The sequence below is a fragment of the Bradyrhizobium australafricanum genome, assembly GCF_020329495.1.
Lineage (GTDB): Bacteria > Pseudomonadota > Alphaproteobacteria > Rhizobiales > Xanthobacteraceae > Bradyrhizobium > Bradyrhizobium australafricanum.
Genome location: NZ_JAGKJL010000084.1, coordinates 1 through 23,354, shown reverse-complemented (window position 1 = coordinate 23,354; position 23,354 = coordinate 1). Strand labels below are relative to the sequence as shown.

Here is a 23,354-nt window from a genome sequence, read left to right as displayed (position 1 = left end):
CGCATCACGCATGAGCGGCACGTCGACGCTAGATCGGCAGGTCGATCGAAAGCCGCCGCCAGCGCGACAATAGCTCGCTGCCGCCGGCATCGAGGCAGCGAGCGAGACGCACCTCGGTCGTCGCGGCCTGCTGCATCGTCTGCGCGACCAGCGCCGTCGCATAGTCCCAATAGTCGCGCCGCCCCTTCGGATCGTCGTCGACCAGCGATTTTGCGAGGATCTCGACATAGATCGCAGCGACGGCTCTTTGCCAGAGCTCACCCGCGCGCTCGCCCTCCGCCGAGGGCGCGCCGGTCCGCGACTGCCAGGCCAACCAATAATTTTCCTCCGCGCCGCCCCAAGCGGATGGCAATAGCGATGGGTCGAGGCATGGCGAGCGACACTCAAGCGGCTGCATCCCGCGCGCGTCGCAGAAGAAGCTATAGCCGAGCTTGTCGTACCAGCTGACGCGCAGCAATCTGCGAATCTCGGTCTGTTGATCCGCCGCGAGCTGCCTCACGCCCCTCCGTTCGAGATCACCGATGATCGCCGCCAGGCGATCGCGATCATACGGCTCGACCTCGAGCACCACGCCGATATTGCGCGGAAACAAGGCGTCGAGCATCTCGATCATCTCGCGATAGAACCGGCCCGCCAGGCCGCCGCCGCGCCACGCCTTCGCGACGCCGACATAGTTGCAGTAGATCAGCTCGCTTGCGTGATCGTAGGTGAAGAAGCCGAGGCCGATCGCGCGCCCTTCCGCGCGCAGGATGAAGCAGCGCGAGTCGAGGCAATATGACAGCTGCTGATCACCGACGCTGAACTCTCGTCGCTCGCCGACATCATCTGACAACACCCAGCGCACAATGTCGTCGGGGGCGTCGCGCTCGTTCGGAGGAAACAGCTCGGCATACAGATCGAGGACGCCGGTGTTGCGAAACGCCGCTTCATCGCGCAGATCGTGCCGCGTCACCACGATGTCGAACGTCAGCGGCCCTGTTGCGTCACCGGCAACTGCCCCGCGTCTGTCGTTCAGAATCCGCAACGCGTCCTCCCGTCACAATCTTCGCATCGAATTATGACTGTTGATCGCTTGCATCAGCCGCGCCCGGCAGAATTGAAGCCGTCATCCAACCTCTGTTACAAGCGGCTTGAAATCGCGACGGAGCATATCAGTGGCTGACGAGACAATCTCCCGCCAGGGGTCACGAGGGGCGCAGGGGCCGCAGGGCCGTCAGGGCGAGCCGGGTCGGCCCGGTCCGCAAGGACATCCGGGGCGGCCGGGGCCGGAAGGTGCGCGCGGCAAGCCGGGCCCGCAAGGCAAGCCCGGACTGGTTGGGAAGGCGGGTCCCCAGGGCAAGCCGGGAGCGCAAGGCAAGGCGGGCGTGCAGGGTCCGCGCGGCGAAGCTGGTCCACAGGGACCGCAGGGACCGGCCGGCCCGCGCGGTGAAGCCGGCCCGCCCGGACAATTGCCGTCGATCGAACAGGTGATGCCGTGGCTGCACATGATCTTCGACGCCTGGGAAGACTACAAGCGCACCAAGGAGCGTGAAGCCGCCGAGTTCGCCGAGCGCGATGCCGCCGAGCGCGCGGCAGCGGAGGCGATCGCGCTTGACGTCGACGCCATCGACTTCGCGGAAGATGACGACGAGGACGACGATCACAAGAAAAAGAAGAAGCACCGCAAGAAGGACAAGAAGTAATCCTTCCTGTCCTCGCGCGGCGACACGGCCAGCTCTGTCCGTGCCGCGCCCGATGCCTACGGCTCCGCGCCGGGATTGGCCGGAGGATCGGAGGGTCGAGCGAGGTGCATGAGCTGGAAGACCCAGCGCATGGCGTAATACCAGGCAACGCCCGCGAGCGCCCCGCAGGCCGACAGGATGATGACGTTGGCAAGGTCGATCGTCCCGCTCGACCACAGCATGCCGCAGGTCCAGAGCACGGCGAACGCAATCGAACAGGACGTGAGCAGGGCAGGCTTCATGGCGTCGCTCCGGGATCGGGTGAACGACACCGATGCCCGGACGCGCGGCGCCGCACCGTGACCTGCGTCACGGTACGCCCCGCCCTCAGCCAAACCGCAGGCGCGAACGCTCCCTCGCCTTCTCCGCCTCCACCTCGCGATCGCGCGCCGGTGCCGTGGTCTGCAACGAGATCAGGAGCCTGCGCGCGGCATTCGAGACCTCGGTCACGGCCAGGTTGAAGGCGGCCTCATTGGACTGCGACGGCTTGTTGAAGCCGGACAGTTTGCGCACGAACTGCAGCGCCGAGGCGTGGATCTCGTCCTCGGTGGCGGGCGGCTCGAAGTTGAACAGCGTCTTGATATTGCGGCACATGTCGGTCTCCCTCGCCCGCGGCAACGGGGCGGCTCTCTCAAGGACGATCGGCTGCTGCAAAATACGACATCGTGGTCTATTCTGGCAGTGTCATCGTCCACGGTGGAGCGAGGTTCCGGATGAGCCACGTGATCTACAAGGTCGTCCAGCACGACGGCGGCTGGGCCTATACCGTCAACGGGGTGTTCTCGGAACCATTTCCTACCCACGCCGCGGCACTCGCCGCTGCCCGACGCGCCGCCAACGAGCAGCGCGTCCCCGGCCGCACCGAGGCGATCCAGTACGAGACGTCGGACGGCAAATGGCTGACCGAAACCGCCTCCGGCAACGACCGCCCGGAGACCGAGGTCGAGGACGGCCGCTAGTTCACCTCGTCGCCTTCAGAACGGAACCTGGACGCCAAGCCGGTCGAAGAACGCCCGCCCCCGATCGGTGATCCGCAATGCGCGCGGAATCCGATGCGGCGCAACGCCGCGCATCTCGACCAGCCGCGCCAGCACGGCATTGGCAAACGGACCGGCGAGATGCGGCACGCGCTCGGTCCAGTCGTTGCAGAGCCGCAGATGCGGCTGCCCCGCCGAATCGAAATCGATTGCCTCGGCCTGGCACCAGGCCAACCCCTGCTCGGTCACGCGACCATCGCGGCCGTCGATCACGACGAGGCGGCGGCGGATCAGCGCATTCGACAACAGCACGCCGAGCTGACCCGCAAGGTGGTGGTAGCAGGTCCGCGATCGCCTGAGCTGCTCGGCCGGCATCGCACGCCGCCGCCCGACGGTGGCCTTGGCCGCAAGATCGACGAGGTTCTCGATCAGCGCCGCGACGTCGTCGTCCCTGATCCGGTAATATCTGAACCTGCCCTGTGCCCACACGGCAAGCACGCGGGCGTCGACCAGCTTCTGCAAATGCGCGCTGGCGCCTTGCGGCGAAATGCCGGCGACCGCAGCAAGCTCGCCCGCCGGCAACGCCTTGCCGTCGGCCAGCGCACTGACCATCGCCTCGCGGACCGGATCGCCCAAGGCCTCGGCGATCCGCGAAAATCCTGTCTGCAAAGCCTGGGATGATCCCACCGCATCGTCCTCCAGATCGCGCCGAAACGTCCTGCCCGCATGCGCCGTGCCGCGCAGCTCATTTCAGATTTTCCTGAAACGTCGCGGCGGCCTGTTCCGTTCAAATGGGCGGCAGTCGATCAAACACAAGGGAACGATCATGACAGCCGGCAGCAACGACGCGGAACGCATCTACAGGCTCTGGGATGAGGCGCTCGGCAACAAGGACCTCGAGGCGGCGCTCGCGCTCTACGCAGCCGACGCCTCGATCGAGAGCCCGCTTGTGCAGCATTTGATGCAGACCAAAGACGGGATCGTCCACGGCCGCGACGCGCTGCGCGAGTTCATCACGCGCGTGTTCCGCACCAACCCGCCGCAACGGCGGCGCTTCAAGCAGGGTTTCTTCAGCGACGGCCGCGTCCTCACGTGGGAGTATCCGCGGCAGTCTCCGGACGGCGATCAGATGGATCTGGTCGAGGTCATGGAGATCGATGACGGCCTGATCCAGCGTCACCGCGTCTATTGGGGATGGTATGCGCTGAACGTGCTGAAGCAGAGTTAGCCGAACACTTCTTCGCCAGCCGTGCCGACGTACTCTCGGACATCTCCTTCCTCCATGCTAGGCTTGCACCGAAGCGGCTGGACAAACGCGCCGCGCGTGGGAAGAAGCATGATGATCCGTTGGTGCGCGGCGCTTGTGGCCGCTCTCGTCTCGATATCGGTACCGACCATGGCTGCAGATTACCCCACGCCGCAGGACGGCGAGTGGACCGCAAAGGACTTCAAGTTTCACAGCGGCGAGGTGATGCCGGAATTGCGGCTGCACTACACCACGGTCGGCGCACCGACCGGACAGCCGGTGCTGGTGCTGCACGGCTCCGGCGGCTCGGCCGCCAGCATGCTGACGCCGAGCTTTGCCGGCCAGTTGTTCGGCCCCGGCCAGCCGCTTGACGCGGCGAAATACTACATCATCATCCCTGACGGCATCGGCCACGGCAAATCGTCGAAGCCGTCGGACGTGATGCGGACGAGCTTTCCGAAATACGACTACAACGACATGGTCGACGCGCAGTACCGGCTCCTCACCGAGGGGCTCGGCATCAAGCATCTGCGGCTCGTGATCGGCAACTCGATGGGCGGCATGCACACCTGGATCTGGGGCGTGCGCTATCCGCGGATGATGGACGTGCTGGTGCCGATGGCCTCGCAGCCGACCGCGATGGCGGCACGCAACTGGGTGCTGCGGCGGACGATGCTGGAAACGATCCGCAACGATCCCGACTACAATGGCGGCAACTACAGCAGCCAGCCGCGGATGATGAAATACGCCGTCGCCGCCTATCGCTTCGCCAGCGCCGGCGGCACGCTCAATTACCAGGCGCTGGCGCCGACCGCAACGCAGGCCGACAAGATGGCCGACGACCAGCTGGCGCTGCCGGTCACATCAGATGCCAACGACTACATCTACCAATGGGAGGCCTCGCACGACTACGATCCCTCCGCCGGACTAGAGAAGATCGAGGCAACCCTGCTTGCCATCAACGCCGCCGACGATGAACGTAATCCGCCGGAGACCGGCGTCACTGAAGCTGCAGTGAAGCGGATCAAGAACGGCAGGATTGATCTGATCCCGGCAAGCAGCGAGACACGCGGCCATCTCACCACCGGCGATGCGCGGTTCTATGCCAGGCAATTGCAGGAGCTGTTGCAGACGGCGCCGACGATGTAGCGATCGAGGTCATGGCAATGTCCGCTGATCGCTTCCGCCGCATTGCGCTGAGCCTGCCCGAGGTCGTTGAAGGCGCGCATCACGGCACAACCGATTTCCGCGTCGGCAAGCGCATCTTCGCAACCCTCGGCTATCCCAACCAGGATTGGGGCATGGTGAAGCTGACACCTGAGCAGCAGGCGATGCTGGTCGAGGCCGAGCCGGAGATCTTCCGGCCGGTGCCGGGCGGCTGGGGCAAGAGCGGCAGCACCAATGTCCGCCTCGCGAAAGCGGATCAGATCACGCTGCGCAGCGTGCTCGAAATGGCGCGGGACAATATCGCGGTGAAAGCCGCGAAGAAGGCGCGCACGAAGCAACCAACCTGAGCGCAACCATCCCGCACTGCATCAAGCAAGACACGCGGATTCGCTGATTCTTTGAGCATGCATCCCGCGCGCGGTTCGTGCCTAATCGCGCAAACACCGGATTCGCGTGACGCTACGCGCGGGTCACGTAGAAGTTTTCGCCGGAGGAAGGCAATGCGAAAGCTCACGCATGTCGCGGTGCTTGCGTGGCTCGCCATGATGGCGGGCGCTGCACTGGCGTTCGACAACGGCCAATATGACAACGTGCCGCCCGATATCCGCGCCTGGTTCAAGAGCGTGATCGCGCCGAATGGCGTGCCGTGCTGCGACATCTCCGACGGCCATCGCACCAGCTACGACGTTCGGGGCGGCGCCTATTGGGTGCCGATCGAGGGCGAGTGGATGATGGTGCCGGAGCGCGCCGTGATCCGCGATCGCGGCAACCCGGTCGGCGAGGCCGTGGTGTGGTACGTGCACCACCGCGGCAGCATCATCATCAGCTGCTTCGTTCCGGCGGATGCGGTCTGAACGGCGCCCGCCGCCTGCGCGGGAAGCCTGCGCGCGAGGTCGCGTCAATTTGAAACAGTTACTCCCTGTTAACCTTACTTTTTAACCAATAATTAAGGATGAGTTTGCGGGCGCCGTGAGGCGCGGCCTAGCGTCTGCAGAAATGCTCCGTAACCGCGAGTTGGTGCGTGCCATGGCTCTTCGAAGAATGGCGTATCGAACAACTGGGGCGCTGATGGCGTCCCTTGGCGTTGCAGCGCTGCTGCTTGCTTCCCCGACCGAGACATATGCGAGATCCGGATCCGCAGCGCGCGGCACGTTCTCCTCGCACCATCCAGCCTTCCGCCATCATGTGCGGGTCCCCGGCATCGTGTTGCCGGACGCGGGCGGTTATTATGATGGCGCGGCGAGCGTTCCCTTCGCTGCCGAGGTCCCGGCGCCAGTCTCCAACGACGTCCGTTACACCTACACCCAGGACGTGCCGTGGGATTGGGCGCATCGCTATCCGCCGGCCGTGGTGCCGTCGGATCGGCCCTATGTGTCGAGCTGCCCCACCGAGAGCGTCACGGTGCCCGGCCGCGGCGGCGACCGCACCATCAACATCACGCGGTGCTACTGACGAATAGCTCGTTCACAAAAACAAAAGAGGCCGCCCGCAAGGACGGCCTCTCGTATTTTGGCAGACGCTCGGCGCGCCGGCAGACAGCCGGTCAGGAATCCTCGCCCTTCAGATGACCGACGTGCTTCTGGGTGTAGAGCTCAAGGCCAATGCGCTTGATCAGGTCGAGCTGGGTCTCGAGGAAGTCGATGTGGTCTTCCTCATCCTTCATCAGCTGCTCGAACAGGTCGCGGCTGACATAGTCCTTGACGCCGTGGCAGTAGGTCGCCGCCTCCTGGTAGAGCGTACGCGCGCCGATCTCGGCGGCGAGGTCACACTCGATGATCTCCTTGACGTCCTGGCCGATCTTCAGGGGATCGAGCACCTGCAGATTCGGAAAGCCGTCGAGGAAGAGGATGCGATCGACGAATTTGTCGGCGTGCTCCATCTCCTCGATGGACTCCTTGCGCCAGACCTTGGCCATCTCCAGGAGGCCCCAATTGTTGAGCATCCGGTAGTGCAGCCAGTACTGATTGATGGCGGTCAGTTCGCTGCGCAGCCCCTTGTTCAGATAATCGATGACCTTCGGGTCGCCTTGCATGATCCACTCCACCTGTCGCGGCCAACCTAGGCCGGCGCTAAATTTAGAACGTTTCTAAATCAGTTTGCCGGCAAGAGCAACCCTTCGCAGAAGCAGCGCGTGGGTAACCGCATTCGAAGGATTTGGCGCAGCGTCTTCCAGCGAAGCGGAAGCCGGTTCGCGTCAGGAAATGCGTCGAAGCAAGAAGCTTTAGCAGGCCGCGAGCGCGAATTCGGCTGGCTCGGCGTCCTCGTTGGCGGCGTGCGGATGGCCGCTATGGGGGCAGCCGGAACAGCAAGCCTTGGCGCAGGGACCGAGCGCCTCGTCGATGATCGCCTTGATGGTGCGCGCGCAGCGGCCGCATTCGGCACTGCAGCCGAGGCAGCCATACACCTGCTTGGCATTTCGTGTCACGGACCCACCGCCATTGACGGCATTGCGGACATCGTGGTCGCTGAGGACGTTACAGGAACAGACAATCATCGGAGAAAGGCGGGGTCCAACGGTGATGCTTCCCAATATGGATATTGTCGGCTCCCGCGTGATGCAAAAGGAAAAAGCGGTTTTTGTAGCAATTCCAAACTGATGTGGGATTCATATTGGAATGAGTCTAAATCGGTCGGAGGTCAGGAATCCGACACCCGCCGGGTGGCTGACGGGCCAATAACCGCTTCCTTCGCCGCCGGCCCCCCATGAGCACACGCCTCGCCGCGGCGCTATCGGGCTTGTGCGTTGCAAGATATTGCAAAAGCTGCAAGCATTTGGTCGCGAATACGGCAGCGTCGTTCATTGATCATTCAAGCTGAATATGGAACCCTCCGGCGAGACAGATCGCCAATGCACGCTGTCCCTGCTGCCGCCAGAAAGGTGAGGCCATGAAGAAGACATTGCTGGCGCTTTGCGCCGTTGCCGCTGTGGCGGCTTCGACTGTGGCGGTGCCCGCCCCCGCCCAGGCACAACGCGGTGTCGCCGCCGGCGTCGCTGCGGGATTGATCGGTGGCGCCATCGTCGGTGGCGCGATCGCATCGCAGAACCGCTATTACGGTCCCGGATACGGCTACTATGCGCCCGGTCCGGCCTATGTCGCCGAACCCGGCTACGGCCCCGACTGCTTCTGGCAGCGCCAGCGGTTCTGGGACGGCTACACCTGGCGTGTTCGCAGTGTCCGCGTTTGCGATTGATCGCCGTTCATCTCGATTAAATCGAACCAGATGTCCCGGAAAACCGACTGTTTCTCCGGGACATCTGCTGCAGATGGCCAGAAAAAACCGCTTTTCTGCGCGATCAGCCTGCGGACGTTTACTTTCGGTTGACTGTTCTGCGCTGTTTAGCAAGACAGCAGTTCGAGATCAGCGTGTGAGTCACCTCAACCCGGCGCCGGACCACGACGCCACCACCTTCCAGGAGAGCCAAAGACATGAAGAAGACTTTAGCTGCCCTTGTCGCCGTTACCACGATTGCCGGTTCGCTTGCCGTTGCTCCGGCTGCCAAGGCTGGTGACGGCGGCGCCGTCGCGGCCGGCGTTGCCGGCGGCCTGATCGGCGGCGCCCTGCTGGGCGGCGCGATCGCAGGCGCTCGCCCCGCGCCGGTCTATGTCGCACCGGCGCCGGTTTACGTCGAAGAGGCCCCGTGCCGCATGGTTCGTGAGCGCTTCTGGGACGGCTACGGCTGGCGCTTCCGTCGCATCCAGGTTTGCGACTGATCGACCGACACGTTTTCAGCATCACACTCGAAAACCCGGCCTCGCGGCCGGGTTTTTGCTTTTCGCCACAGGCGGCCCTGCGAGCCGGCCCGATCAGCGCTGCCCGTTCATCGCGCGCAGCACCGCCTCGCTCGGCCAGCAATCGACCTTCAGCCCGGCCTGCTTCTGATAGGCGCCGAGCGCCGCGCGGGTCTGCATCCCGGCCTTGCCGTCGAGCTTGTCCTTGTAGAGACCGATCTTCGTCAGGTGCTGCTGCATCGCCTCGACATCGGCGGAGCGCAGCTGCTTCGACGCCGACCATGGCGTCGCGAATGGCTGCGGGCGCGTCATGCGGTCGGCGAGGTGGCCGACGAACAGCACGTAGAGATCGGAGAAATTGTATTCCTTGATCACGAAGTAGTTCGGCGTGGTCAGGAAGGCGGGACCGTAGCTGCCTTCCGGCTGCAGCAGCGACGCCGATTGCGCCTGCTCGGCGGCGCTGAGCTTCTGCCCGCGCACCGGCACGAAGCCCGCGCGCAGCCACTGGCTGATCGGCTTCGTCACTTCAGGCACGCCCATCGTGCAGTCGGCATTGGCCGGCGCCTGCACCTCATAGGCCCAGCGCACGCCGGGCTGCCAGCCCTTGTTGACCAGTTGCTGCGCGGCGGAGGCGAGCGCGTCCGGCACCGAATGCCAGATGTCGACGCGGCCGTCGCCGTCGAGATCGACGCCGTGCTTGTAATATTCCGACGGCAGAAACTGGGTGTAGCCGGTCGCACCGGCCCAGGAGGAGCGCATCTCCTTGCGCGTCACCGCACCCTCGCCGAGGATCTTCAGCGCCAGGATGAACTCGGTACGGTACTGATCCTTGCGACGGCCGACATAGGCCTGCGTCGCCACCACGCGCAGCGTGTCGTAGGGCAGCGAATAGCGCCCGTAGTCGGTCTCGCGGCCCCAGATCGCCAGCACGACGGTGGCCGGGACGCCGAACCGCTTCTCGATCGCATCGAGCGAGGAGCGATACTTCTGCATCAGCCGCTGCCCTTCGGCGGCGAGCCGCGCGATCGAGGCTTCCCTGATGTAATCGGCCGGCACCTGCACGAACTCGGCCTGCGCCGGTGCGCCGGTCTTCGGACGTCCGGGCAGGATCAGGTCGGGCAGCTTGTAGTCGGGCTCGAGCGAGCGCGTCTCGCGATCGAAGGTCTCGCGCGACACGCCGGCGGCCTTGGCCTCCGGCCACAGCGAGGCGATGAACTGGGTGAACGCGGCGTCGACCGCGCGCGCGGGTGAGACGACGGATTCGAGCAGAAGCCCGAGGGCAAGCGCGCGGAGGAATGTCAAATCCAACAACCTGTTCACGCAGCGGTCCAATGGGCGCGCCATCAGGTCAACGCCCGCGATATCAGTGTCGTGAGCCTTACCACGACACCGGATTGCTGTGAACCTTGGCGGCCGCGCTCAATGCGCGGCCTGCTTGGCGCCTTCAATCGAGTCGTTCGACAGCTTGTCGACGATGGCGATGCCGATCGCCGACAGGATGAAGACGCAGTGGATGATGGTCTGCCACATCACGCCGGTCTCGGTGTAGTTGCCCTTGCCTGACGACAGCGCGCCGGCCTCGATGAAGGTGCGCAGCAGATGGATCGAGGAGATGCCGATGATCGCCATCGCCAGCTTGATCTTCAGCACGCTGGCATTGACGTGGCTCAGCCATTCCGGCTCGTCCGGATGGCCCTGCAGATTGAGGCGCGAGACGAAGGTCTCGTAGCCGCCGACGATCACCATCACCAAGAGGTTCGAGATCATGACGACGTCGATCAGGCCGAGGACGGCCAGCATGATCTGCTGCTCGCTGAAATCGAAGGCATGGGCGAACAGGTGCCATAGTTCCTTGAGGAACAGCACGACATAGACGCCCTGGGCGATGATCAGGCCGACATAGAGCGGCAATTGCAGCCAGCGCGATCCGAAGATCAGCATGGGAACGGGACGCAGCGAGCGGCCCTTCAGGGGGGCACGCGCGTCGGAAAGTGCGGACATGGTGGAGTGCTCGCAGAATTTGATTTGCGGGAGCGCTCTATCTACGCAATCCCGCGCGCTTGAAAAGCGACAACTGGCCGCAGATTGCGCCGCGATGCCGTCACGATCCTGCCAACGAGCAACGGTCGAACGCGGCGCGATGGCCGCGCTCGACCGCTTGGATCGATCAGCGCGTCAGCTTCTTGTACTTCACGCGATGAGGAATGATGCTGTCCTGGCCGAGCCGGCGCATCTTGTCCTTTTCGTAATCCTGGAAGTTGCCCTCGAACCATTCGACATGGCTGTCGCCCTCGAAGGCCAGGATATGGGTCGCGATGCGGTCGAGGAACCAGCGGTCATGGCTGATGATGACGGCGCAACCGGCGAAATCCTCGAGCGCCTCTTCCAGCGCGCGCAGCGTGTCGACGTCGAGGTCGTTGGTCGGTTCGTCGAGCAGCAGCACGTTGGCGCCCGACTTCAGCATCTTGGCGAGATGCACGCGGTTGCGCTCACCGCCTGACAACGCGCCGACCTTCTTCTGTTGGTCAGCGCCCTTGAAGTTGAACGCCGAGCAGTAGCCGCGCGAATTGACTTCCTTCTTGCCGAACAGGATGAGCTCGTTGCCGCCGGAGATCTCCTCCCACACCGTCTTGTTGCCCTCGAGCGCGTCGCGCGACTGATCGACATAGCCGAGATGCACGGTCTCGCCGACCGTGATGGTGCCCTTGTCCGGCGTCTCCTGCTCGGTGATCATCTTGAACAGCGTGGTCTTGCCGGCGCCGTTGGCACCGATCACGCCGACGATGCCGCCGGGCGGCAGCTTGAAGGTGAGATCGTCGATCAGCAGGCGATCGCCAAATCCCTTGCTGAGACCTTCGAAGTCGACGACGTTGGCGCCGAGCCGCTCGGCGACCGGAATGATGATCTGCGCGGTCTGGGTCTGCTTCTCGCTCGCCTTCTTGAGCAGATCCTCATAGCGCTGGTAGCGCGCCTTCGACTTGGCCTGGCGCGCCTTCGGCGAGGACGCCACCCATTCCTGCTCGCGGGCCAGCGTCTTCTGATGCGCGGCATCCTCGCGGCCTTCCTGCTCGAGTCGCTTCTGCTTCTGCACCAGCCAGGACGAGTAATTGCCCTCGTACGGGATGCCGCGGCCGCGGTCGAGCTCGAGGATCCAGCCCGTGACGTTGTCGAGGAAGTAGCGGTCGTGGGTCACGATCAGGATCGCGCCGGGATAGTTGCGCAGATGGCCTTCCAGCCACGACACCGATTCGGCGTCGAGATGGTTGGTCGGCTCGTCCAGCAGCAGCAATTCCGGCTGGTCGAGCAGCAGGCGGCACAGCGCCACGCGGCGGCGTTCACCGCCGGACAGTTTGGTGACATCGGCATCGTCGGGCGGGCAGCGCAGCGCGTCCATCGCCTGGTCGACCTTGCTGTCGAGATCCCACAGGCCCTGGGCCTCGATCTCGTCCTGCAGCTTGGTCATCTCGTCGGCGGTCTCGTCCGAATAGTTGACCGCGAGCTCGTTGTAACGGTCGAGGATCGCCTTCTGCTTGGCGACGCCCTGCATGACGTTCTCACGAACGTTGAGTGCCGGATCGAGGTGCGGCTCCTGCTCGAGATAGCCGACGCGGGCGCCCTCGGCGACCCAGGCCTCGCCGTTATACTCCTTGTCGAGGCCGGCCATGATCTTGAGCAGCGTCGACTTGCCCGAGCCGTTGACGCCGAGCACGCCGATCTTGGCGTCCGGGTAGAAGCTCAGATGGATGTTATCGAGCACCTTGCGGGTCGGGTACGCCTTGGTCAGACCCTGCATGAAATAGATGAACTGGCGAGCCATCCGCTGTCCCTGGAATTGATCCGATTTGTGGAAATTTTGCTGCCGCCGATGTAACGGCCGGCCCCCGAAAGCGCAACCGCGGGACCTCTGTTTTCCGTCCGTTCACCACGTTTCGCGGCTTCAGCACGGGTGATTACGGGTTCGACGTCATGTGTGCGCCGAATCACGACAATTGAAACCATCTTTTAATAAATCAGGCCAAAACTCGTTCTCAACGTCGAAAAACGGCGATTTTCGCGGCAGAACCGCGGCCAAAACAGTTGAGGCCACGTCATGGCTACCATCATTTCAGCACCCCTTCCGCGCCCGACGACCAAAGGCGAGGCGACGCTGTTCGCCGAATTCCGCGCCTTTTGGCGCGCCTTCGTCGCCAAGGCTTTCAATCCCTACCGGCCGGAACTGCACTATATGCGCGGCCCGGGTCCGGCCTGCCGTGCCAAGCAGATGGCGCTGTCGCCGGCGGTCCGCTCGATGCTCGCCGATATCCGCGCCACGAAGAAGCCGTCGCCGCGCGTGTGACAATCGCCGCTTTTTGAAACCGCGGCCGCTTGCGCGCCTGCCGATTGCGCGCGACCATGACGGGTATCCCGACGGTTGATCTCCCGCCGTCGTCCTCACCCTGAATGGACCTCCCCGATGACGCGGCTCCGCTGTGCAATCCTCGACGACTATTTTGACATCGCGCTTTCGGTGGCCGACTGGCCGAAGGTCAAGGATCGGGTCGACGTCACCGTGTTCGACAAGCCGTTCGCGAGCGAGGCGGAAGCGGCGACGAAGCTGAAGGATTTCGAGATCATCTGCGCGATGCGCGAGCGCACCCCGTTCCCGAAGAGCCTGCTCGACGCGCTGCCCAGGCTGCAGCTCCTGATCACGTCAGGCATGCGCAACGCGGCGATCGACATGGAGGCCGCCAAGGACCGCAAGGTGGTGTTGTGCGGCACCCAGTATAGCCGCGATCCGACCGCGCCGCTCACCATGGGCCTGATCCTGGAACTGACCCGCGGCATCGGCCGCGAGAATGCGCGCATGCACGCCGGCGCGGCCTGGCAGACCTTTGCCGGTACCGAGATCGAGGGCAAGACGCTCGGCATCATCGGCCTCGGCAAGCTCGGCAGCAAGGTCGCCGGCATGGCCAAGGTGTTCGGTATGAATGTCATCGCCTGGAGCCCCAATCTGACGCCGGAGAAGTGCAAAGAGGCCGGCGTCGGCTATGCCAGCAAGGACGAGCTGTTCGCGACGTCAGACATCATCACCACCCATGTCGTGCTGAGCCCGCGCTCGCGCGGACTGGTCGGCGCCGCCGATCTCGCCCGCATGAAGCCGTCGGCCTATCTCGTCAACACCGCACGCGGGCCGATCGTCGATGAGGACGCCCTGTTCGCGGCGCTGCGCGACAGGACGATCGCCGGTGCCGGCATCGACGTGTTTTCGGTCGAGCCGCTGCCGTCGGATCACCCGCTGCGCAAGCTCGACAACGTTGTGATCACGCCGCATCTCGGCTACGCGACGCGCGAGAGCCTGCAGGCGCACTATCAGCAGATGGTCGAGTGCATCGATGCCTTCACCAAGGGCAACGAGCCGCCGCGGCGCCTGGCCTAACAGCGGCATTCACTGCGGCTAGCCGAGCCAGCGGAACGCGCGTTCGAGCTCGGCGCGGCCGTCCCGGTCGTACCAGCGCCCGTGGGCGAGAATGATCCGCTCCGGATCCCATTCGATCATGCGGGCGACGGCAGCCTTCATCGCGTCCCTGTCCTGCAGGAAGGTCGAGCGCAGATCGGTTGGCGTGCTGCCGTCGGGATCGCGCACGCCGCCGAGCCAGATCAGGAACCGCATCAACGGCGAGCGGACTCGTCCGGCCTCAAAATTCTCGATCAGGTCCGTCAGCAGCAATGTCCGCGACGGCAGATGGAAGAACACGACCTCCGTCATATAGCTGCCTGCCACCGGCAGCGTCGCGATCCACTCATCCCAGGGATAGCCGGATGATCGTTCCAGTGGCTCGCCTTCGAAGGTCAGCCGATTGTCCGCCTGTTGCTTGATCCCGGGCGCAAGGAAGATGCGCGCATCCGGATAGGCAGCATGCCATTCCGGAATCCACCAATAGTGCAGACGATTCGGACCGATGATCCAGCGCGGTACGCCCAGCTCAACGATTGCGGCCTCGAGTTCGGCCAGCAATGGTGTCGGCGAGTGAATGAACAGCCGCCCACCCGGCAGACGAACGATCGTCGCGCGCGTTGGAAACGGCATTTTGAACCAGCGCGGGCCGAACCGGATGATCGGACCATCGATCATCCATACGTCATCGGCAACAGGCTTTGGCGCATTCAGCGGCGGATAGGTCTCGCAGACGTCCTGCATCGCGTTGCCTCCCGGGCGGCAACGTCGAGATGCGCGGCTTGTTGCAACAAAAAAGGCGCGCTGTTCGCGCGCCTTTTCCATGATGAACTTGCCGGTTGGCCTAGCGCACCGTCACCGGTGCGGGCAGTGGCTGCACCGTGGTCGGCTGCGTGCCGGGCAGCGGCGCGGCCGCCTGAGCCTGGGCTGCAGAGGGAGCCATCGGGTTCGCGGGCGCGGCAGAAGCCGTCGCCGTTCCCGGCGGCGGACCACCGGGCAGCACGACCACGCGGGTGCCGACCTTGGCGCGCTCGAACAGGTCGGAGACGTCTTCGTTCAGCATGCCGATGCAGCCCGACGAGACGAACTTGCCGATGGTCGACGGCTGGTTGGTGCCGTGAATACGGTACACGGTCGAGCCGAGATACATCGCGCGGGCGCCGAGCGGGTTGCCGGGTCCGCCGGCCATGAAGCGCGGCAGATAGGGCTGACGCTCGATCATCTCGGTCGGCGGATGCCAATCCGGCCACTCGGCCTTGCGGGTGATCTTCTGCACGCCGGTCCAGGTGAAGCCGTCGCGGCCGACACGGACGCCGTAACGGATCGCCCGGCCATTGCCCAGGATGTAATAGAGGTAGGTGTTCGACGTATCGACAACGATCGTGCCTGCCGGCTCCTTGGTCGCGAACGACACTTCCTGGCGACGCAGATTCGGCGGCAGTTGCGCCGGGGCGTCTTCGGGCTGCTCGTCCGGCGGCAGCGCCGCGATCTGCACCGGCTTGCCGTTGGCATCGACCGGCGCCTGCTGCTGCGGCACGGCTCCGGTAACGCCCTCGGGCGGACGCATGCCGCCGCGGTCGTCGCCGTAGGAAACACCGGCGGCCGGAACGCCATTGTCGCGATTGGCTTGTTGCGCACCCGGACGATCGCCGTAGATCACCGGCGGCGGCCCCATCGGACGGCCATAGCGGGGATCATCGGGCGACATCACCGGGCCGGTCGGCGCGCCACGGTCGGAATAGACCGGGGGAGCATTCATCGGACGGCCATAGCGCGGATCGTCCGGCGACATCACCGGACCGGTCGGCGCGCCACGATCGGAATAGGCGGGCGCATTCGCCGGACGGCCATAGCGCGGGTCGTTCGGCGACAGCACCGGACCGGGCGGCGGCAGTGCAGCCGAATCCTGCCCGTCATCGTCATTGAGAGCGTCGAAATCCGGCATGCTGCCCTGGGGGTAGGGCTGGGGCGCCGTCGAATAGGCGGTGCCCTGGGGCGCCGGATAACCCTGCTGCGCATGCGCAAGCGAGGTTCCTGCCACGCCGAGAGCCGCGGCAGCGCAAATCGTCAGAATGCGGTTGATCATCATTGCTCTGTTATAGTCCCCAAGCCACACCGGACTGTTAACGGCCCAATGCAGGAAGATAGCGGCGCATTCAAGACAAATCCGCGAAACCCGGGCTATTCCGGGCCTTTTGTGATTTCGCGTCAACGCTGCGGCAAAGATGTCTCACGGGTCGGGAATGTTTGTCCACGTGGCCAAAGTCATCAATCACCCGCATTTTGTAACAAACAGTCCCGGGACGTTGCGATATCTTCGAATCGGCCTGATTCGCGCTCGCGACGCCGGCTTTCTTGTGTGGTCACCGCGTTCCCTCGACATCGAAGACCCTCCCGCAGAAGGGGGAACCCGCGCCCATGCTCCCCGGCCTTCGTTTTCTGTTCGCCGCGATCGTGCTGGCGACCTCGCTTCTGGTGTTCGGGTTAGGGGCAGCCGCGCTGTTTCGCGCGGCGCATGAAGAGTTCGCCAGCATTCCGGCCCGCCGGGCGCCGCCCGCCGAGCCGCAATTCGCGCAACAGCCCGAGGCGCCGCCGGTGCTGGCCATGATGCGGGTCGACCCGCCCGCCGCCGACAAGGTGACGACCGAGACTCCGGCAGCCCCGCCCCCGTCCGAGCCGGCCGCGTCCGAACAACCGGCCGCTCCCGCTGAGATCGCCCCCGCAGCCGAGCCGGAGAAGGTCGCCGCCATGACGGCGGATGATCCGGTCCCGCCCGCTCCGCCGAAGCCGGAAGCCCAAGCCACGGAGACCCCCGCGCCAGCTCAGCCCGCCGAGAGCGTGGCGCAGATTCCGACCGCAGATCCCTCGCCGGCATCGGAGCCGACGCCCGCTGCCGCCGAAGCCGCACCGGCGGCCACCGAGGCCAAGGTCGCCGCCGTCGCCGATCCGCCCGGCCCCAGCGAGCCCGCGCTTCCGCCGCCGGCACCCGCAATGGCAGCGCCGGAGCCCGCCCCGCCGCCATCACCCGAGGCGATCGCGGCCGCGACCAAGATCGCGACGCTGGGCGGGCCCGAAGTTGTTGTCGAAGCGCCGGTGGCGCCGAAGGCCGCTGAGGCGAAGAAGCCGGAGCGCAGCGCGGTCAGCAAGCCGGCACATCGCAAGGAGCGGCGGCGGATTGTCCGCGCGCCGCCGGTTCGGCAGATCGTTCAGCAGCAGCAGCTCGATCCGTTCGGCCAGCCGACCCTGGTGCCGCTCACCCGCCGCTAGCAAGCAGGAATGACCTGTCAGGCCGGTCCCGTCGCGATCGGCGGGCCGCTCGCCTGCCCCCATTCCGACCACGAGCCGTCATAGAGCGCGCTCTCGGTGACGCCGAGCCGGTAGAGCGCAAGCGTCAGCACGCCGGCCGAGACGCCGGACCCGCAGCTCGTGACGATGGGCGCATCGAGCTTCACGCCGGCGCCCGCGAACGACTTGCGCAGGTCATCGAGCGGCTTCATCTCGCCGGTCGCGGCATCGAACAATTGGTTGTAGGGCACGTTGCGGGCGCCGGGAATGTGGCCGGCGCGGATGCCCGGCCGCGGCTCCGGCGCGCGGCCCTCGAAGCGATCGGCGGCGCGCGCATCGATCACCTGCTCGGCACGGCTTTCGACATTGGCGATCATCTGCTCGATGCTGCGCACGCGCTTCGGATCGTAGCTCGCCGTGAAGGTCGCAGGCTTCGGCTTCACCTCGCCGCTCTCGACCGCCCTGCCCTCGGCGCGCCACTTCTTCAGGCCGCCGTTGAGAATGCGCACGTTGCGATGGCCATAGGACAGGAACATCCACCAGGCGCGCGGCGCCGCAACCCAGCCGCCGGAATCGTAGATCACCACGGTGTCGGCATTGCCGATGCCAAGCCCACCGATGTCGCGGCCGAACTGCTCGGCGCTCGGAAACATGTGCGGCAGCGGATTGGCATGGTCGGACACCGCGTCGACATCGAAGAACACAGCACCCGGCAGATGCGCGGCGACATAATCGTCCTTCGGCAGCGGCAGCACGCCGGGCAGCTTGAAGGTCGCGTCGAGCACCTTGACGTTGGCATCGCCGAGATGCGCAGCCAGCCATTCGGTCGAAACGAGCGGATCGTCGGTCGTCGTCATCTTGCGTGTCTCTCCATCGTCATTGCCGGACTTGATCCGGCAATCCATCTTGCCTTGAAGCGATGGACACGCGGGTCAAGCCCGCGTGTGACATCCTGCTTAGCCCTTCTTCTTCGGCTCCCATGCCTCGATCGGCCCGCCGGCCTCGCGCCAGGCGGCAAAGCCGCCGCCCATATGCGCGACCGGCTTCAGGCCCATGTCCTTTGCGGTCTTGGCGGCGAGTGCCGAGCGCAGGCCGCCGGCGCAGTGGAAGATGAACTTCTTGTCTTCCTGGAAGATCGGCTTGGCATAGGGGCTGTTCGGATCGATCCAGAACTCGAGCATGCCGCGGGTGCAGGAGAACGCGCCGGGGATCTTGCCGTCGCGCTCGATCTCGCGGGGATCGCGGATGTCGACGATGACGACGTCGTTCTTGCCGATCAGCGTGATCGCATCGGCCGCGCTGATGGTCTCGATCTCGGCATTGGCCTCGTCGATCATCACCTTGATGCCGCGGTGGATGTTCTGGGGCATGGGGCTCTCCCTGGCTTTTCTTGATCGTCATTCCGGGGCGATGCGGCAGCATCGAACCCGGAATCTCGATCGAATTTCATCAGCTCGAGATTCCGGATCGGTCCTGCGGACCGTCCGGAATGACGGGATTGGTTACCGCACCAGCTCCCGCATCGCGTTCTCCAGACCTTCGATCGTGATCGGATACATGCGCTCGGAGAACAGGCGGCGGATGATGGTGGTCGATTCCGAATAGTCCCAGTGCTTCTGCGCCACCGGATTGAGCCACACCGCGTGCGGATAGGTGCGGATGATGCGATCGAGCCAGACCGAGCCGGCCTCTTCATTGACATGCTCGACCGAGCCGCCGGGAACCATGATCTCGTAAGGCGACATCGAGGCGTCGCCCACGAACACCACCTTGTAGTCGTGCGGGTACTTGTGCAGCACGTCCCAGGTCGGCGTGCGATCGGTGAAGCGCCGCTTGTTCTGCTTCCACACGCCCTCATAGAGGCAGTTGTGGAAGTAGAAATATTCCATGTGCTTGAATTCGCTCTTGGCGGCCGAGAACAGTTCCTCGACCTGCTCGATATGCGAATCCATCGAGCCGCCGATATCGAAGAACACCAGCACCTTGACCGCGTTGCGCCGCTCGGGGCGCATGTGCACGTCGAGATAGCCGTGGTTGGCGGTCTCCTTGATCGTGGTGTCGAGGTCGAGCTCGTCGGGCGCGCCGGTGCGCGCGAACTTGCGCAGCCGCCGCAGCGCCACCTTGATGTTGCGGATGCCGAGCTCGACATTGCCGTCGAGATCCTTGAACTCGCGCTTGTCCCACACCTTCACGGCGCGGTTGTTGCGGTTCTTCTCCTGCCCAATGCGGACGCCCTCGGGATTATAGCCATGGGCGCCGAACGGCGAGGTGCCGGCGGTGCCGATCCACTTGCTGCCGCCCTGGTGGCGGCCCTTCTGTTCCTCGAGCCGCTTCTTCAGGGTCTCCATGAGCTTGTCCCAGCCCATGGCCTCGATCTGCTTCTTCTCTTCCTCGGTGAGATATTTCTCGGCGAGCTTCTTCAGCCACTCCTCGGGGATCTCGGCCTTGCCCATGGCGTCGAGCAAGCTCTCGAGCCCCTTGAACACAGTGCCGAACACGCGGTCGAACTTGTCGAGATTGCGCTCGTCCTTCACCAACGCGGCGCGCGACAAATAGTAGAAGTTCTCGACCGTCTGCTCGGCGAGATCGGCGTCAAGCGCTTCCATCAAGGTCAGATATTCCCGTAGCGTCACGGGGACCTGGGCGTCGCGCAGCGATGTGAAAAACTGCAGGAACATACCCACCTAGATCGCCCGCTGGGCCGGTGGCGTCAAGGGCCCCCGGCCGTGCTTCATCCCGAGATCAGCCATCCAGTTTCACCGGGTTACCTCCGCCGCCGTCGGTCCGTGGCGGCGCCCGCGCCGTCGCGGCAAGGTCGCGCCACGCCCGCGATCATTCCGCAGAACGGAAAGATGATGCATGACATTCCATGGCGGAAGCCCACATCGGTACCGCTGCGCTGCGGAATCCGCGCTAGACCGCCCGGCTTTTTCAATTAGAATTGTACCGGACAAGATATCGGAGAGGACATGCGACCGCTGCGAGAGCGGTCGTTTCGTGTGGGGGCCCGGGCCGCCGACGAACGAAGCAAGGCAAACAGATAGATGAAATTCACGGGTACCAAGGACTACGTCGCCACCGATGACCTCAAGGTCGCCGTCAATGCCGCCATCGTGCTCGAGCGCCCGCTGCTGGTGAAGGGCGAGCCCGGCACCGGCAAGACCGTGCTGGCCGAGGAAGTCGCCAAGGCGATCGACGCGCCGCTTTTGACCTGGCACATCAAGTCGACCACCAAGGCGCAGCAGGGCCTCTACGAATACGATGCCGTCTCGCGGCTGCGCGACAGCCAGCTCGGCGACGCCCGCGTGTCCGACATCAAGAACTACATCAAGCGCGGCAAGCTGTGGGAGGCCTTCACCAACGAGAAGCGTCCGGTGCTCCTGATCGACGAGATCGACAAGGCCGACATCGAATTCCCCAACGACCTCCTGCTCGAACTCGACCGCATGGAATTCCACGTCTACGAGACCGGCGAGACCATCAAGGCGAAGCTGCGCCCGATCGTGATGATCACGTCGAACAACGAGAAGGAACTGCCGGACGCCTTTCTGCGCCGCTGCTTCTTCCACTACATCAAGTTCCCCGACACCGAGACGATGGGCAAGATCGTCGACGTGCATTTCCCCGGCATCAAGAAGCGCCTGGTGGAAGAGGCGCTGCGGATCTTCTTCGAGGTCCGCGAGGTGCCGGGCCTGAAGAAGAAGCCGTCGACCTCGGAGCTGCTCGACTGGCTCAAGCTGCTGTTGAACGAGGACATCACGCCGGAGATGCTCAGGGAGCGCGATCCGCGCAAGCTGATCCCGCCGCTGCATGGCGCGCTGCTCAAGAACGAGCAGGACGTGCATCTGTTCGAGCGACTGGCTTTCCTCAGCCGCCGCGAAGTCTAGTTCCGATATCGGCAAACGCCGGGGCGATGGCTCCGGCGTTTTGCTTCTGCAGCTCAACAAACAAGCCAACAAGCAAGAAGACCAGGGAAGATGAACGTCCAGACCCAGATCCGGGCCGCCGAGCCCGTCACGACAGAGCACTTCGACGTCCTGATCGCAGGCGCCGGCATCTCCGGCGTCGGCGCCGCCTACCACCTCACCACGCAATGCCCCGGCACAAGCTTCGTGGTGCTGGAGACGCAGAAGACTTTTGGCGGTACCTGGTCCACCCACCGCTATCCCGGCATCCGCTCCGACAGTGACCTGCACACCTTCGGCTATCGCTTCAAGCCGTGGACCAGCGCGCCGATCGCGACCGCGGCCGAGATCCTGAAGTACATGGGCGAGGTGATCGAGGAGAACGACCTCGCCCGTCACATCCGCTATCGCCACACCATCACCGCGGCGAAGTGGTCGAACGAGACCAATCTCTGGACCATCGATGCGACGCGCATCGACACCGGCGAGCGGCTGCGCTTCACCACCAACTTCTTCTGGATGTGCCAGGGCTATTATCGCCACGACGCGGGCTATACGCCCGAATGGACCGACATGGCGAAGTTCAAGGGCACCGTCGTGCATCCGCAGACCTGGCCCGACGACCTCGACTACAAGGGCAAGCGCGTGGTCGTGATCGGCTCCGGCGCCACCGCCGCGACCCTGATCCCGGCGATGGCCAAGGACGCCGGCCATGTCACCATGCTGCAGCGCTCGCCGACCTATTTCCGCACCGGCCGCAACGCCATCGAGATCGCCGAGGAGCTGCGCAGGCTGCAGGTCGACGAGCACTGGATCCACGAGATCACCCGCCGCAAGATCCTGTTCGAGCAGGACGCCTTCACCAGGCGGACCTTCGCCGAGCCCGAGGGCGCCAAGAAGGACCTGCTGGCAGCGGTCGAAGCCGTCCTCGGCAAGGACTACGACATCGCCACGCATTTCACGCCGAGCTACCGGCCGTGGCGGCAGCGCATCGCCTTCGTGCCGGATGCCGACCTGTTCCACGCCATCAAGGGCGGCAAGGCGTCGGTCGTCACCGACGAGATCGACCGCTTCACCGAGACGGGCATCCTGCTCAAGTCCGGCAAGCAGCTCGAGGCCGACATCATCATCACCGCGACCGGCTTCCACCTCTCCGCCAACGGCGGCATCGACTTCGAGATCGACGGCAAGCCGCTCGACTTCGCCGATACCGTGACCTATCGCGGCATGATGTTCACCGGCGTGCCGAACCTCGTCTGGGTGTTCGGCTATTTCCGCGCCAGCTGGACCTTGCGCGTCGATCTGGTCGGCGACTTCGTCTGCCGCCTGTTGCAGCACATGAAGGCGACCGGCGCGAACAAGGTGACGCCGGAGCTGCGCCCCGAAGACCACAACATGCCGCTGCTGCCGTGGATCGATCCGGAGAACTTCAACCCCGGCTACATGATGCGCGGTATGCACCTCTTGCCGAAGCGCGGCGACAAGCCGGAGTGGCAGCACAACCAGGACTACTGGGCCGAGAAGGACGAGTTCCCGGCGATCGACCTCAAGGACAAGGCGTTCGTCTACGGCTGAGCTCCTGATATTAGTCCCGTCATCCTGAGAGCCTGACTGAAAAATGGGTGAGTGATCTCAGTGGGGTGTGATTCCATCGGATTTGCAAAGATTCGAGGGAGAGCACGATGCCCTGGACCAAGATCACTCGGGAGCAATATCGGCGGGACGATCTGCGTTATGCAAGCGATATGACCGATGCGGAGTGGGCGCTGATCAGACGCCTGTTGCCGCGAGCGAACCGGCGCGGCCGGCCGCGTAAGACGGAGCTGCGTCGTGTGATCGAAGCGATCCTCTATATCGTTTCGACCGGCTGCCAGTGGCGGGCGTTGCC

General features: G+C 64.5%; 29 protein-coding genes. 15 read left to right on the top strand and 14 right to left on the bottom strand.

The window, feature by feature from the left end:
- Positions 1 to 28: 28 nt before the first annotated feature.
- Positions 29 to 1,024, bottom strand: coding sequence for a hypothetical protein (locus tag J6525_RS41235; RefSeq protein WP_225648959.1), 996 nt, complete (start codon positions 1,022 to 1,024; stop codon positions 29 to 31).
- 130 nt (positions 1,025 to 1,154) lie between these two features.
- Here J6525_RS41235 and J6525_RS41230 point away from each other — a divergent pair, with 130 nt between their 5' ends.
- Positions 1,155 to 1,682 (top strand): collagen-like domain-containing protein, encoded by a 528-nt coding sequence (locus J6525_RS41230; RefSeq protein ID WP_057019139.1) that lies wholly within the window; start codon positions 1,155 to 1,157, stop codon positions 1,680 to 1,682.
- A gap of 56 nt (positions 1,683 to 1,738) precedes the next feature.
- Here the strand turns inward: J6525_RS41230 and J6525_RS41225 are convergent, their stop codons facing one another.
- Both J6525_RS41225 and J6525_RS41220 read right to left on the bottom strand, forming a co-directional pair.
- Positions 1,739 to 1,963, bottom strand: a complete 225-nt coding sequence (locus J6525_RS41225) for a hypothetical protein (protein WP_092087309.1) — start codon at positions 1,961 to 1,963, stop codon at positions 1,739 to 1,741.
- A gap of 85 nt (positions 1,964 to 2,048) precedes the next feature.
- Positions 2,049 to 2,315, bottom strand: coding sequence for a DUF2277 domain-containing protein (locus tag J6525_RS41220; protein ID WP_057019313.1), 267 nt, complete (start codon positions 2,313 to 2,315; stop codon positions 2,049 to 2,051).
- A 119-nt stretch (positions 2,316 to 2,434) separates the two neighbouring features.
- Here J6525_RS41220 and J6525_RS41215 point away from each other — a divergent pair, with 119 nt between their 5' ends.
- The gene (locus J6525_RS41215) at positions 2,435 to 2,680 is read left to right on the top strand and encodes a DUF2188 domain-containing protein (protein ID WP_016840968.1); all 246 of its coding nucleotides are present in this window, start codon (positions 2,435 to 2,437) and stop codon (positions 2,678 to 2,680) included.
- 15 nt (positions 2,681 to 2,695) lie between these two features.
- Here J6525_RS41215 and J6525_RS41210 read toward each other — a convergent pair whose 3' ends face one another.
- Positions 2,696 to 3,385, bottom strand: a complete 690-nt coding sequence (locus J6525_RS41210; RefSeq protein WP_225648958.1) for an ArsR/SmtB family transcription factor — start codon at positions 3,383 to 3,385, stop codon at positions 2,696 to 2,698.
- A 139-nt stretch (positions 3,386 to 3,524) separates the two neighbouring features.
- On the opposite strand from J6525_RS41210, the gene J6525_RS41205 reads away from it, so the two are divergent.
- The 5 genes from J6525_RS41205 to J6525_RS41185 all read left to right on the top strand — a co-directional run bounded on the left by J6525_RS41205 (position 3,525) and on the right by J6525_RS41185 (position 6,563).
- Positions 3,525 to 3,926, top strand: coding sequence for a nuclear transport factor 2 family protein (locus tag J6525_RS41205; RefSeq protein ID WP_225648957.1), 402 nt, complete (start codon positions 3,525 to 3,527; stop codon positions 3,924 to 3,926).
- Positions 3,927 to 4,037: 111 nt separating this feature from the next.
- Positions 4,038 to 5,093, top strand: coding sequence for an alpha/beta fold hydrolase (locus tag J6525_RS41200; protein ID WP_225648966.1), 1,056 nt, complete (start codon positions 4,038 to 4,040; stop codon positions 5,091 to 5,093).
- A gap of 17 nt (positions 5,094 to 5,110) precedes the next feature.
- Positions 5,111 to 5,458, top strand: a complete 348-nt coding sequence (locus J6525_RS41195) for an MmcQ/YjbR family DNA-binding protein (protein ID WP_225648956.1) — start codon at positions 5,111 to 5,113, stop codon at positions 5,456 to 5,458.
- Positions 5,459 to 5,611: 153 nt separating this feature from the next.
- On the top strand, positions 5,612 to 5,965 hold the full coding sequence (locus J6525_RS41190; protein ID WP_076830365.1) for a hypothetical protein: 354 nt from the start codon (positions 5,612 to 5,614) through the stop codon (positions 5,963 to 5,965).
- 187 nt (positions 5,966 to 6,152) lie between these two features.
- Positions 6,153 to 6,563: a hypothetical protein gene (locus J6525_RS41185; protein ID WP_225648955.1), complete on the top strand. Its 411-nt coding sequence runs from the start codon at positions 6,153 to 6,155 to the stop codon at positions 6,561 to 6,563.
- Between the two features lie 91 nt (positions 6,564 to 6,654).
- Here the strand turns inward: J6525_RS41185 and bfr are convergent, their stop codons facing one another.
- A complete protein-coding gene (gene bfr, locus J6525_RS41180; RefSeq protein WP_026193251.1) occupies positions 6,655 to 7,143 on the bottom strand; it encodes a bacterioferritin in 489 nt (162 codons plus the stop codon).
- A 189-nt stretch (positions 7,144 to 7,332) separates the two neighbouring features.
- On the bottom strand, positions 7,333 to 7,605 hold the full coding sequence (locus J6525_RS41175) for a (2Fe-2S)-binding protein (protein WP_016843730.1): 273 nt from the start codon (positions 7,603 to 7,605) through the stop codon (positions 7,333 to 7,335).
- A 392-nt stretch (positions 7,606 to 7,997) separates the two neighbouring features.
- Here J6525_RS41175 and J6525_RS41170 point away from each other — a divergent pair, with 392 nt between their 5' ends.
- A complete protein-coding gene (locus J6525_RS41170; RefSeq protein ID WP_016843729.1) occupies positions 7,998 to 8,303 on the top strand; it encodes a hypothetical protein in 306 nt (101 codons plus the stop codon).
- Between the two features lie 236 nt (positions 8,304 to 8,539).
- Positions 8,540 to 8,824 (top strand): hypothetical protein, encoded by a 285-nt coding sequence (locus tag J6525_RS41165; RefSeq protein ID WP_016843728.1) that lies wholly within the window; start codon positions 8,540 to 8,542, stop codon positions 8,822 to 8,824.
- 93 nt (positions 8,825 to 8,917) lie between these two features.
- Here J6525_RS41165 and J6525_RS41160 read toward each other — a convergent pair whose 3' ends face one another.
- From J6525_RS41160 to ettA, 3 genes are all read right to left on the bottom strand, one after another.
- Entirely contained in the window at positions 8,918 to 10,162 is a 1,245-nt protein-coding gene (locus tag J6525_RS41160) for a lytic murein transglycosylase (protein WP_376708637.1), read from the bottom strand.
- Between the two features lie 99 nt (positions 10,163 to 10,261).
- Positions 10,262 to 10,843 carry a TIGR00645 family protein gene (locus J6525_RS41155; RefSeq protein ID WP_225648953.1) on the bottom strand — a complete coding sequence of 194 codons (582 nt, stop codon included), beginning with the start codon at positions 10,841 to 10,843 and terminating at the stop codon, positions 10,262 to 10,264.
- 166 nt (positions 10,844 to 11,009) lie between these two features.
- Positions 11,010 to 12,659: an energy-dependent translational throttle protein EttA gene (gene ettA, locus J6525_RS41150; RefSeq protein ID WP_225648952.1), complete on the bottom strand. Its 1,650-nt coding sequence runs from the start codon at positions 12,657 to 12,659 to the stop codon at positions 11,010 to 11,012.
- A gap of 273 nt (positions 12,660 to 12,932) precedes the next feature.
- Between ettA and J6525_RS41145 the strand changes: the two genes are divergently transcribed.
- Both J6525_RS41145 and J6525_RS41140 read left to right on the top strand, forming a co-directional pair.
- A complete protein-coding gene (locus tag J6525_RS41145; protein ID WP_057019128.1) occupies positions 12,933 to 13,178 on the top strand; it encodes a hypothetical protein in 246 nt (81 codons plus the stop codon).
- Between the two features lie 117 nt (positions 13,179 to 13,295).
- On the top strand, positions 13,296 to 14,258 hold the full coding sequence (locus tag J6525_RS41140; protein ID WP_225648951.1) for a D-2-hydroxyacid dehydrogenase family protein: 963 nt from the start codon (positions 13,296 to 13,298) through the stop codon (positions 14,256 to 14,258).
- An 18-nt stretch (positions 14,259 to 14,276) separates the two neighbouring features.
- Here J6525_RS41140 and J6525_RS41135 read toward each other — a convergent pair whose 3' ends face one another.
- Entirely contained in the window at positions 14,277 to 15,020 is a 744-nt protein-coding gene (locus tag J6525_RS41135) for a DUF4336 domain-containing protein (RefSeq protein WP_092087327.1), read from the bottom strand.
- Positions 15,021 to 15,120: 100 nt separating this feature from the next.
- Entirely contained in the window at positions 15,121 to 16,365 is a 1,245-nt protein-coding gene (locus tag J6525_RS41130; protein WP_076830343.1) for a L,D-transpeptidase family protein, read from the bottom strand.
- 329 nt (positions 16,366 to 16,694) lie between these two features.
- Here J6525_RS41130 and J6525_RS41125 point away from each other — a divergent pair, with 329 nt between their 5' ends.
- Positions 16,695 to 17,543, top strand: coding sequence for a hypothetical protein (locus tag J6525_RS41125; protein WP_225648950.1), 849 nt, complete (start codon positions 16,695 to 16,697; stop codon positions 17,541 to 17,543).
- A 17-nt stretch (positions 17,544 to 17,560) separates the two neighbouring features.
- Here J6525_RS41125 and sseA read toward each other — a convergent pair whose 3' ends face one another.
- From sseA to J6525_RS41110, 3 genes are all read right to left on the bottom strand, one after another.
- Positions 17,561 to 18,418: a 3-mercaptopyruvate sulfurtransferase gene (gene sseA, locus J6525_RS41120; protein WP_225648949.1), complete on the bottom strand. Its 858-nt coding sequence runs from the start codon at positions 18,416 to 18,418 to the stop codon at positions 17,561 to 17,563.
- 99 nt (positions 18,419 to 18,517) lie between these two features.
- Positions 18,518 to 18,931 (bottom strand): rhodanese-like domain-containing protein, encoded by a 414-nt coding sequence (locus J6525_RS41115; RefSeq protein WP_016847778.1) that lies wholly within the window; start codon positions 18,929 to 18,931, stop codon positions 18,518 to 18,520.
- 132 nt (positions 18,932 to 19,063) lie between these two features.
- A complete protein-coding gene (locus J6525_RS41110; RefSeq protein WP_016847779.1) occupies positions 19,064 to 20,239 on the bottom strand; it encodes a vWA domain-containing protein in 1,176 nt (391 codons plus the stop codon).
- A gap of 366 nt (positions 20,240 to 20,605) precedes the next feature.
- Here J6525_RS41110 and J6525_RS41105 point away from each other — a divergent pair, with 366 nt between their 5' ends.
- The 3 genes from J6525_RS41105 to J6525_RS41095 form a co-directional block, all read left to right on the top strand.
- A complete protein-coding gene (locus tag J6525_RS41105) occupies positions 20,606 to 21,448 on the top strand; it encodes an AAA family ATPase (protein ID WP_028334810.1) in 843 nt (280 codons plus the stop codon).
- Positions 21,449 to 21,538: 90 nt separating this feature from the next.
- Positions 21,539 to 23,041 (top strand): flavin-containing monooxygenase, encoded by a 1,503-nt coding sequence (locus J6525_RS41100; protein ID WP_225648948.1) that lies wholly within the window; start codon positions 21,539 to 21,541, stop codon positions 23,039 to 23,041.
- Between the two features lie 107 nt (positions 23,042 to 23,148).
- The coding region (locus tag J6525_RS41095; protein ID WP_225646143.1) for a transposase at positions 23,149 to 23,354 on the top strand (206 nt) is incomplete at its 3' end.

What these genes read in the sequence shown, in the direction of transcription:
- J6525_RS41110 (WP_016847779.1), bottom strand. Translation starts at nt 20,239, where the DNA reads ATGTTCCTGCAGTTTTTCACATCGCTGCGCGACGCCCAGGTCCCCGTG.
- J6525_RS41155 (WP_225648953.1), bottom strand. Translation starts at nt 10,843, where the DNA reads ATGTCCGCACTTTCCGACGCGCGTGCCCCCCTGAAGGGCCGCTCGCTG.
- ettA (WP_225648952.1), bottom strand. Translation starts at nt 12,659, where the DNA reads ATGGCTCGCCAGTTCATCTATTTCATGCAGGGTCTGACCAAGGCGTAC.
- sseA (WP_225648949.1), bottom strand. Translation starts at nt 18,418, where the DNA reads ATGACGACGACCGACGATCCGCTCGTTTCGACCGAATGGCTGGCTGCG.
- J6525_RS41195 (WP_225648956.1), top strand. Translation starts at nt 5,111, where the DNA reads ATGTCCGCTGATCGCTTCCGCCGCATTGCGCTGAGCCTGCCCGAGGTC.
- J6525_RS41185 (WP_225648955.1), top strand. Translation starts at nt 6,153, where the DNA reads ATGGCGTATCGAACAACTGGGGCGCTGATGGCGTCCCTTGGCGTTGCA.
- J6525_RS41165 (WP_016843728.1), top strand. Translation starts at nt 8,540, where the DNA reads ATGAAGAAGACTTTAGCTGCCCTTGTCGCCGTTACCACGATTGCCGGT.
- J6525_RS41145 (WP_057019128.1), top strand. Translation starts at nt 12,933, where the DNA reads ATGGCTACCATCATTTCAGCACCCCTTCCGCGCCCGACGACCAAAGGC.
- J6525_RS41100 (WP_225648948.1), top strand. Translation starts at nt 21,539, where the DNA reads ATGAACGTCCAGACCCAGATCCGGGCCGCCGAGCCCGTCACGACAGAG.
- J6525_RS41170 (WP_016843729.1), top strand. Translation starts at nt 7,998, where the DNA reads ATGAAGAAGACATTGCTGGCGCTTTGCGCCGTTGCCGCTGTGGCGGCT.
- J6525_RS41105 (WP_028334810.1), top strand. Translation starts at nt 20,606, where the DNA reads ATGAAATTCACGGGTACCAAGGACTACGTCGCCACCGATGACCTCAAG.
- J6525_RS41140 (WP_225648951.1), top strand. Translation starts at nt 13,296, where the DNA reads ATGACGCGGCTCCGCTGTGCAATCCTCGACGACTATTTTGACATCGCG.
- J6525_RS41115 (WP_016847778.1), bottom strand. Translation starts at nt 18,931, where the DNA reads ATGCCCCAGAACATCCACCGCGGCATCAAGGTGATGATCGACGAGGCC.
- J6525_RS41215 (WP_016840968.1), top strand. Translation starts at nt 2,435, where the DNA reads ATGAGCCACGTGATCTACAAGGTCGTCCAGCACGACGGCGGCTGGGCC.
- J6525_RS41220 (WP_057019313.1), bottom strand. Translation starts at nt 2,315, where the DNA reads ATGTGCCGCAATATCAAGACGCTGTTCAACTTCGAGCCGCCCGCCACC.
- J6525_RS41225 (WP_092087309.1), bottom strand. Translation starts at nt 1,963, where the DNA reads ATGAAGCCTGCCCTGCTCACGTCCTGTTCGATTGCGTTCGCCGTGCTC.
- J6525_RS41205 (WP_225648957.1), top strand. Translation starts at nt 3,525, where the DNA reads ATGACAGCCGGCAGCAACGACGCGGAACGCATCTACAGGCTCTGGGAT.
- J6525_RS41125 (WP_225648950.1), top strand. Translation starts at nt 16,695, where the DNA reads ATGCTCCCCGGCCTTCGTTTTCTGTTCGCCGCGATCGTGCTGGCGACC.
- J6525_RS41200 (WP_225648966.1), top strand. Translation starts at nt 4,038, where the DNA reads ATGATCCGTTGGTGCGCGGCGCTTGTGGCCGCTCTCGTCTCGATATCG.
- J6525_RS41130 (WP_076830343.1), bottom strand. Translation starts at nt 16,365, where the DNA reads ATGATGATCAACCGCATTCTGACGATTTGCGCTGCCGCGGCTCTCGGC.
- J6525_RS41135 (WP_092087327.1), bottom strand. Translation starts at nt 15,020, where the DNA reads ATGCAGGACGTCTGCGAGACCTATCCGCCGCTGAATGCGCCAAAGCCT.
- bfr (WP_026193251.1), bottom strand. Translation starts at nt 7,143, where the DNA reads ATGCAAGGCGACCCGAAGGTCATCGATTATCTGAACAAGGGGCTGCGC.
- J6525_RS41175 (WP_016843730.1), bottom strand. Translation starts at nt 7,605, where the DNA reads ATGATTGTCTGTTCCTGTAACGTCCTCAGCGACCACGATGTCCGCAAT.
- J6525_RS41190 (WP_076830365.1), top strand. Translation starts at nt 5,612, where the DNA reads ATGCGAAAGCTCACGCATGTCGCGGTGCTTGCGTGGCTCGCCATGATG.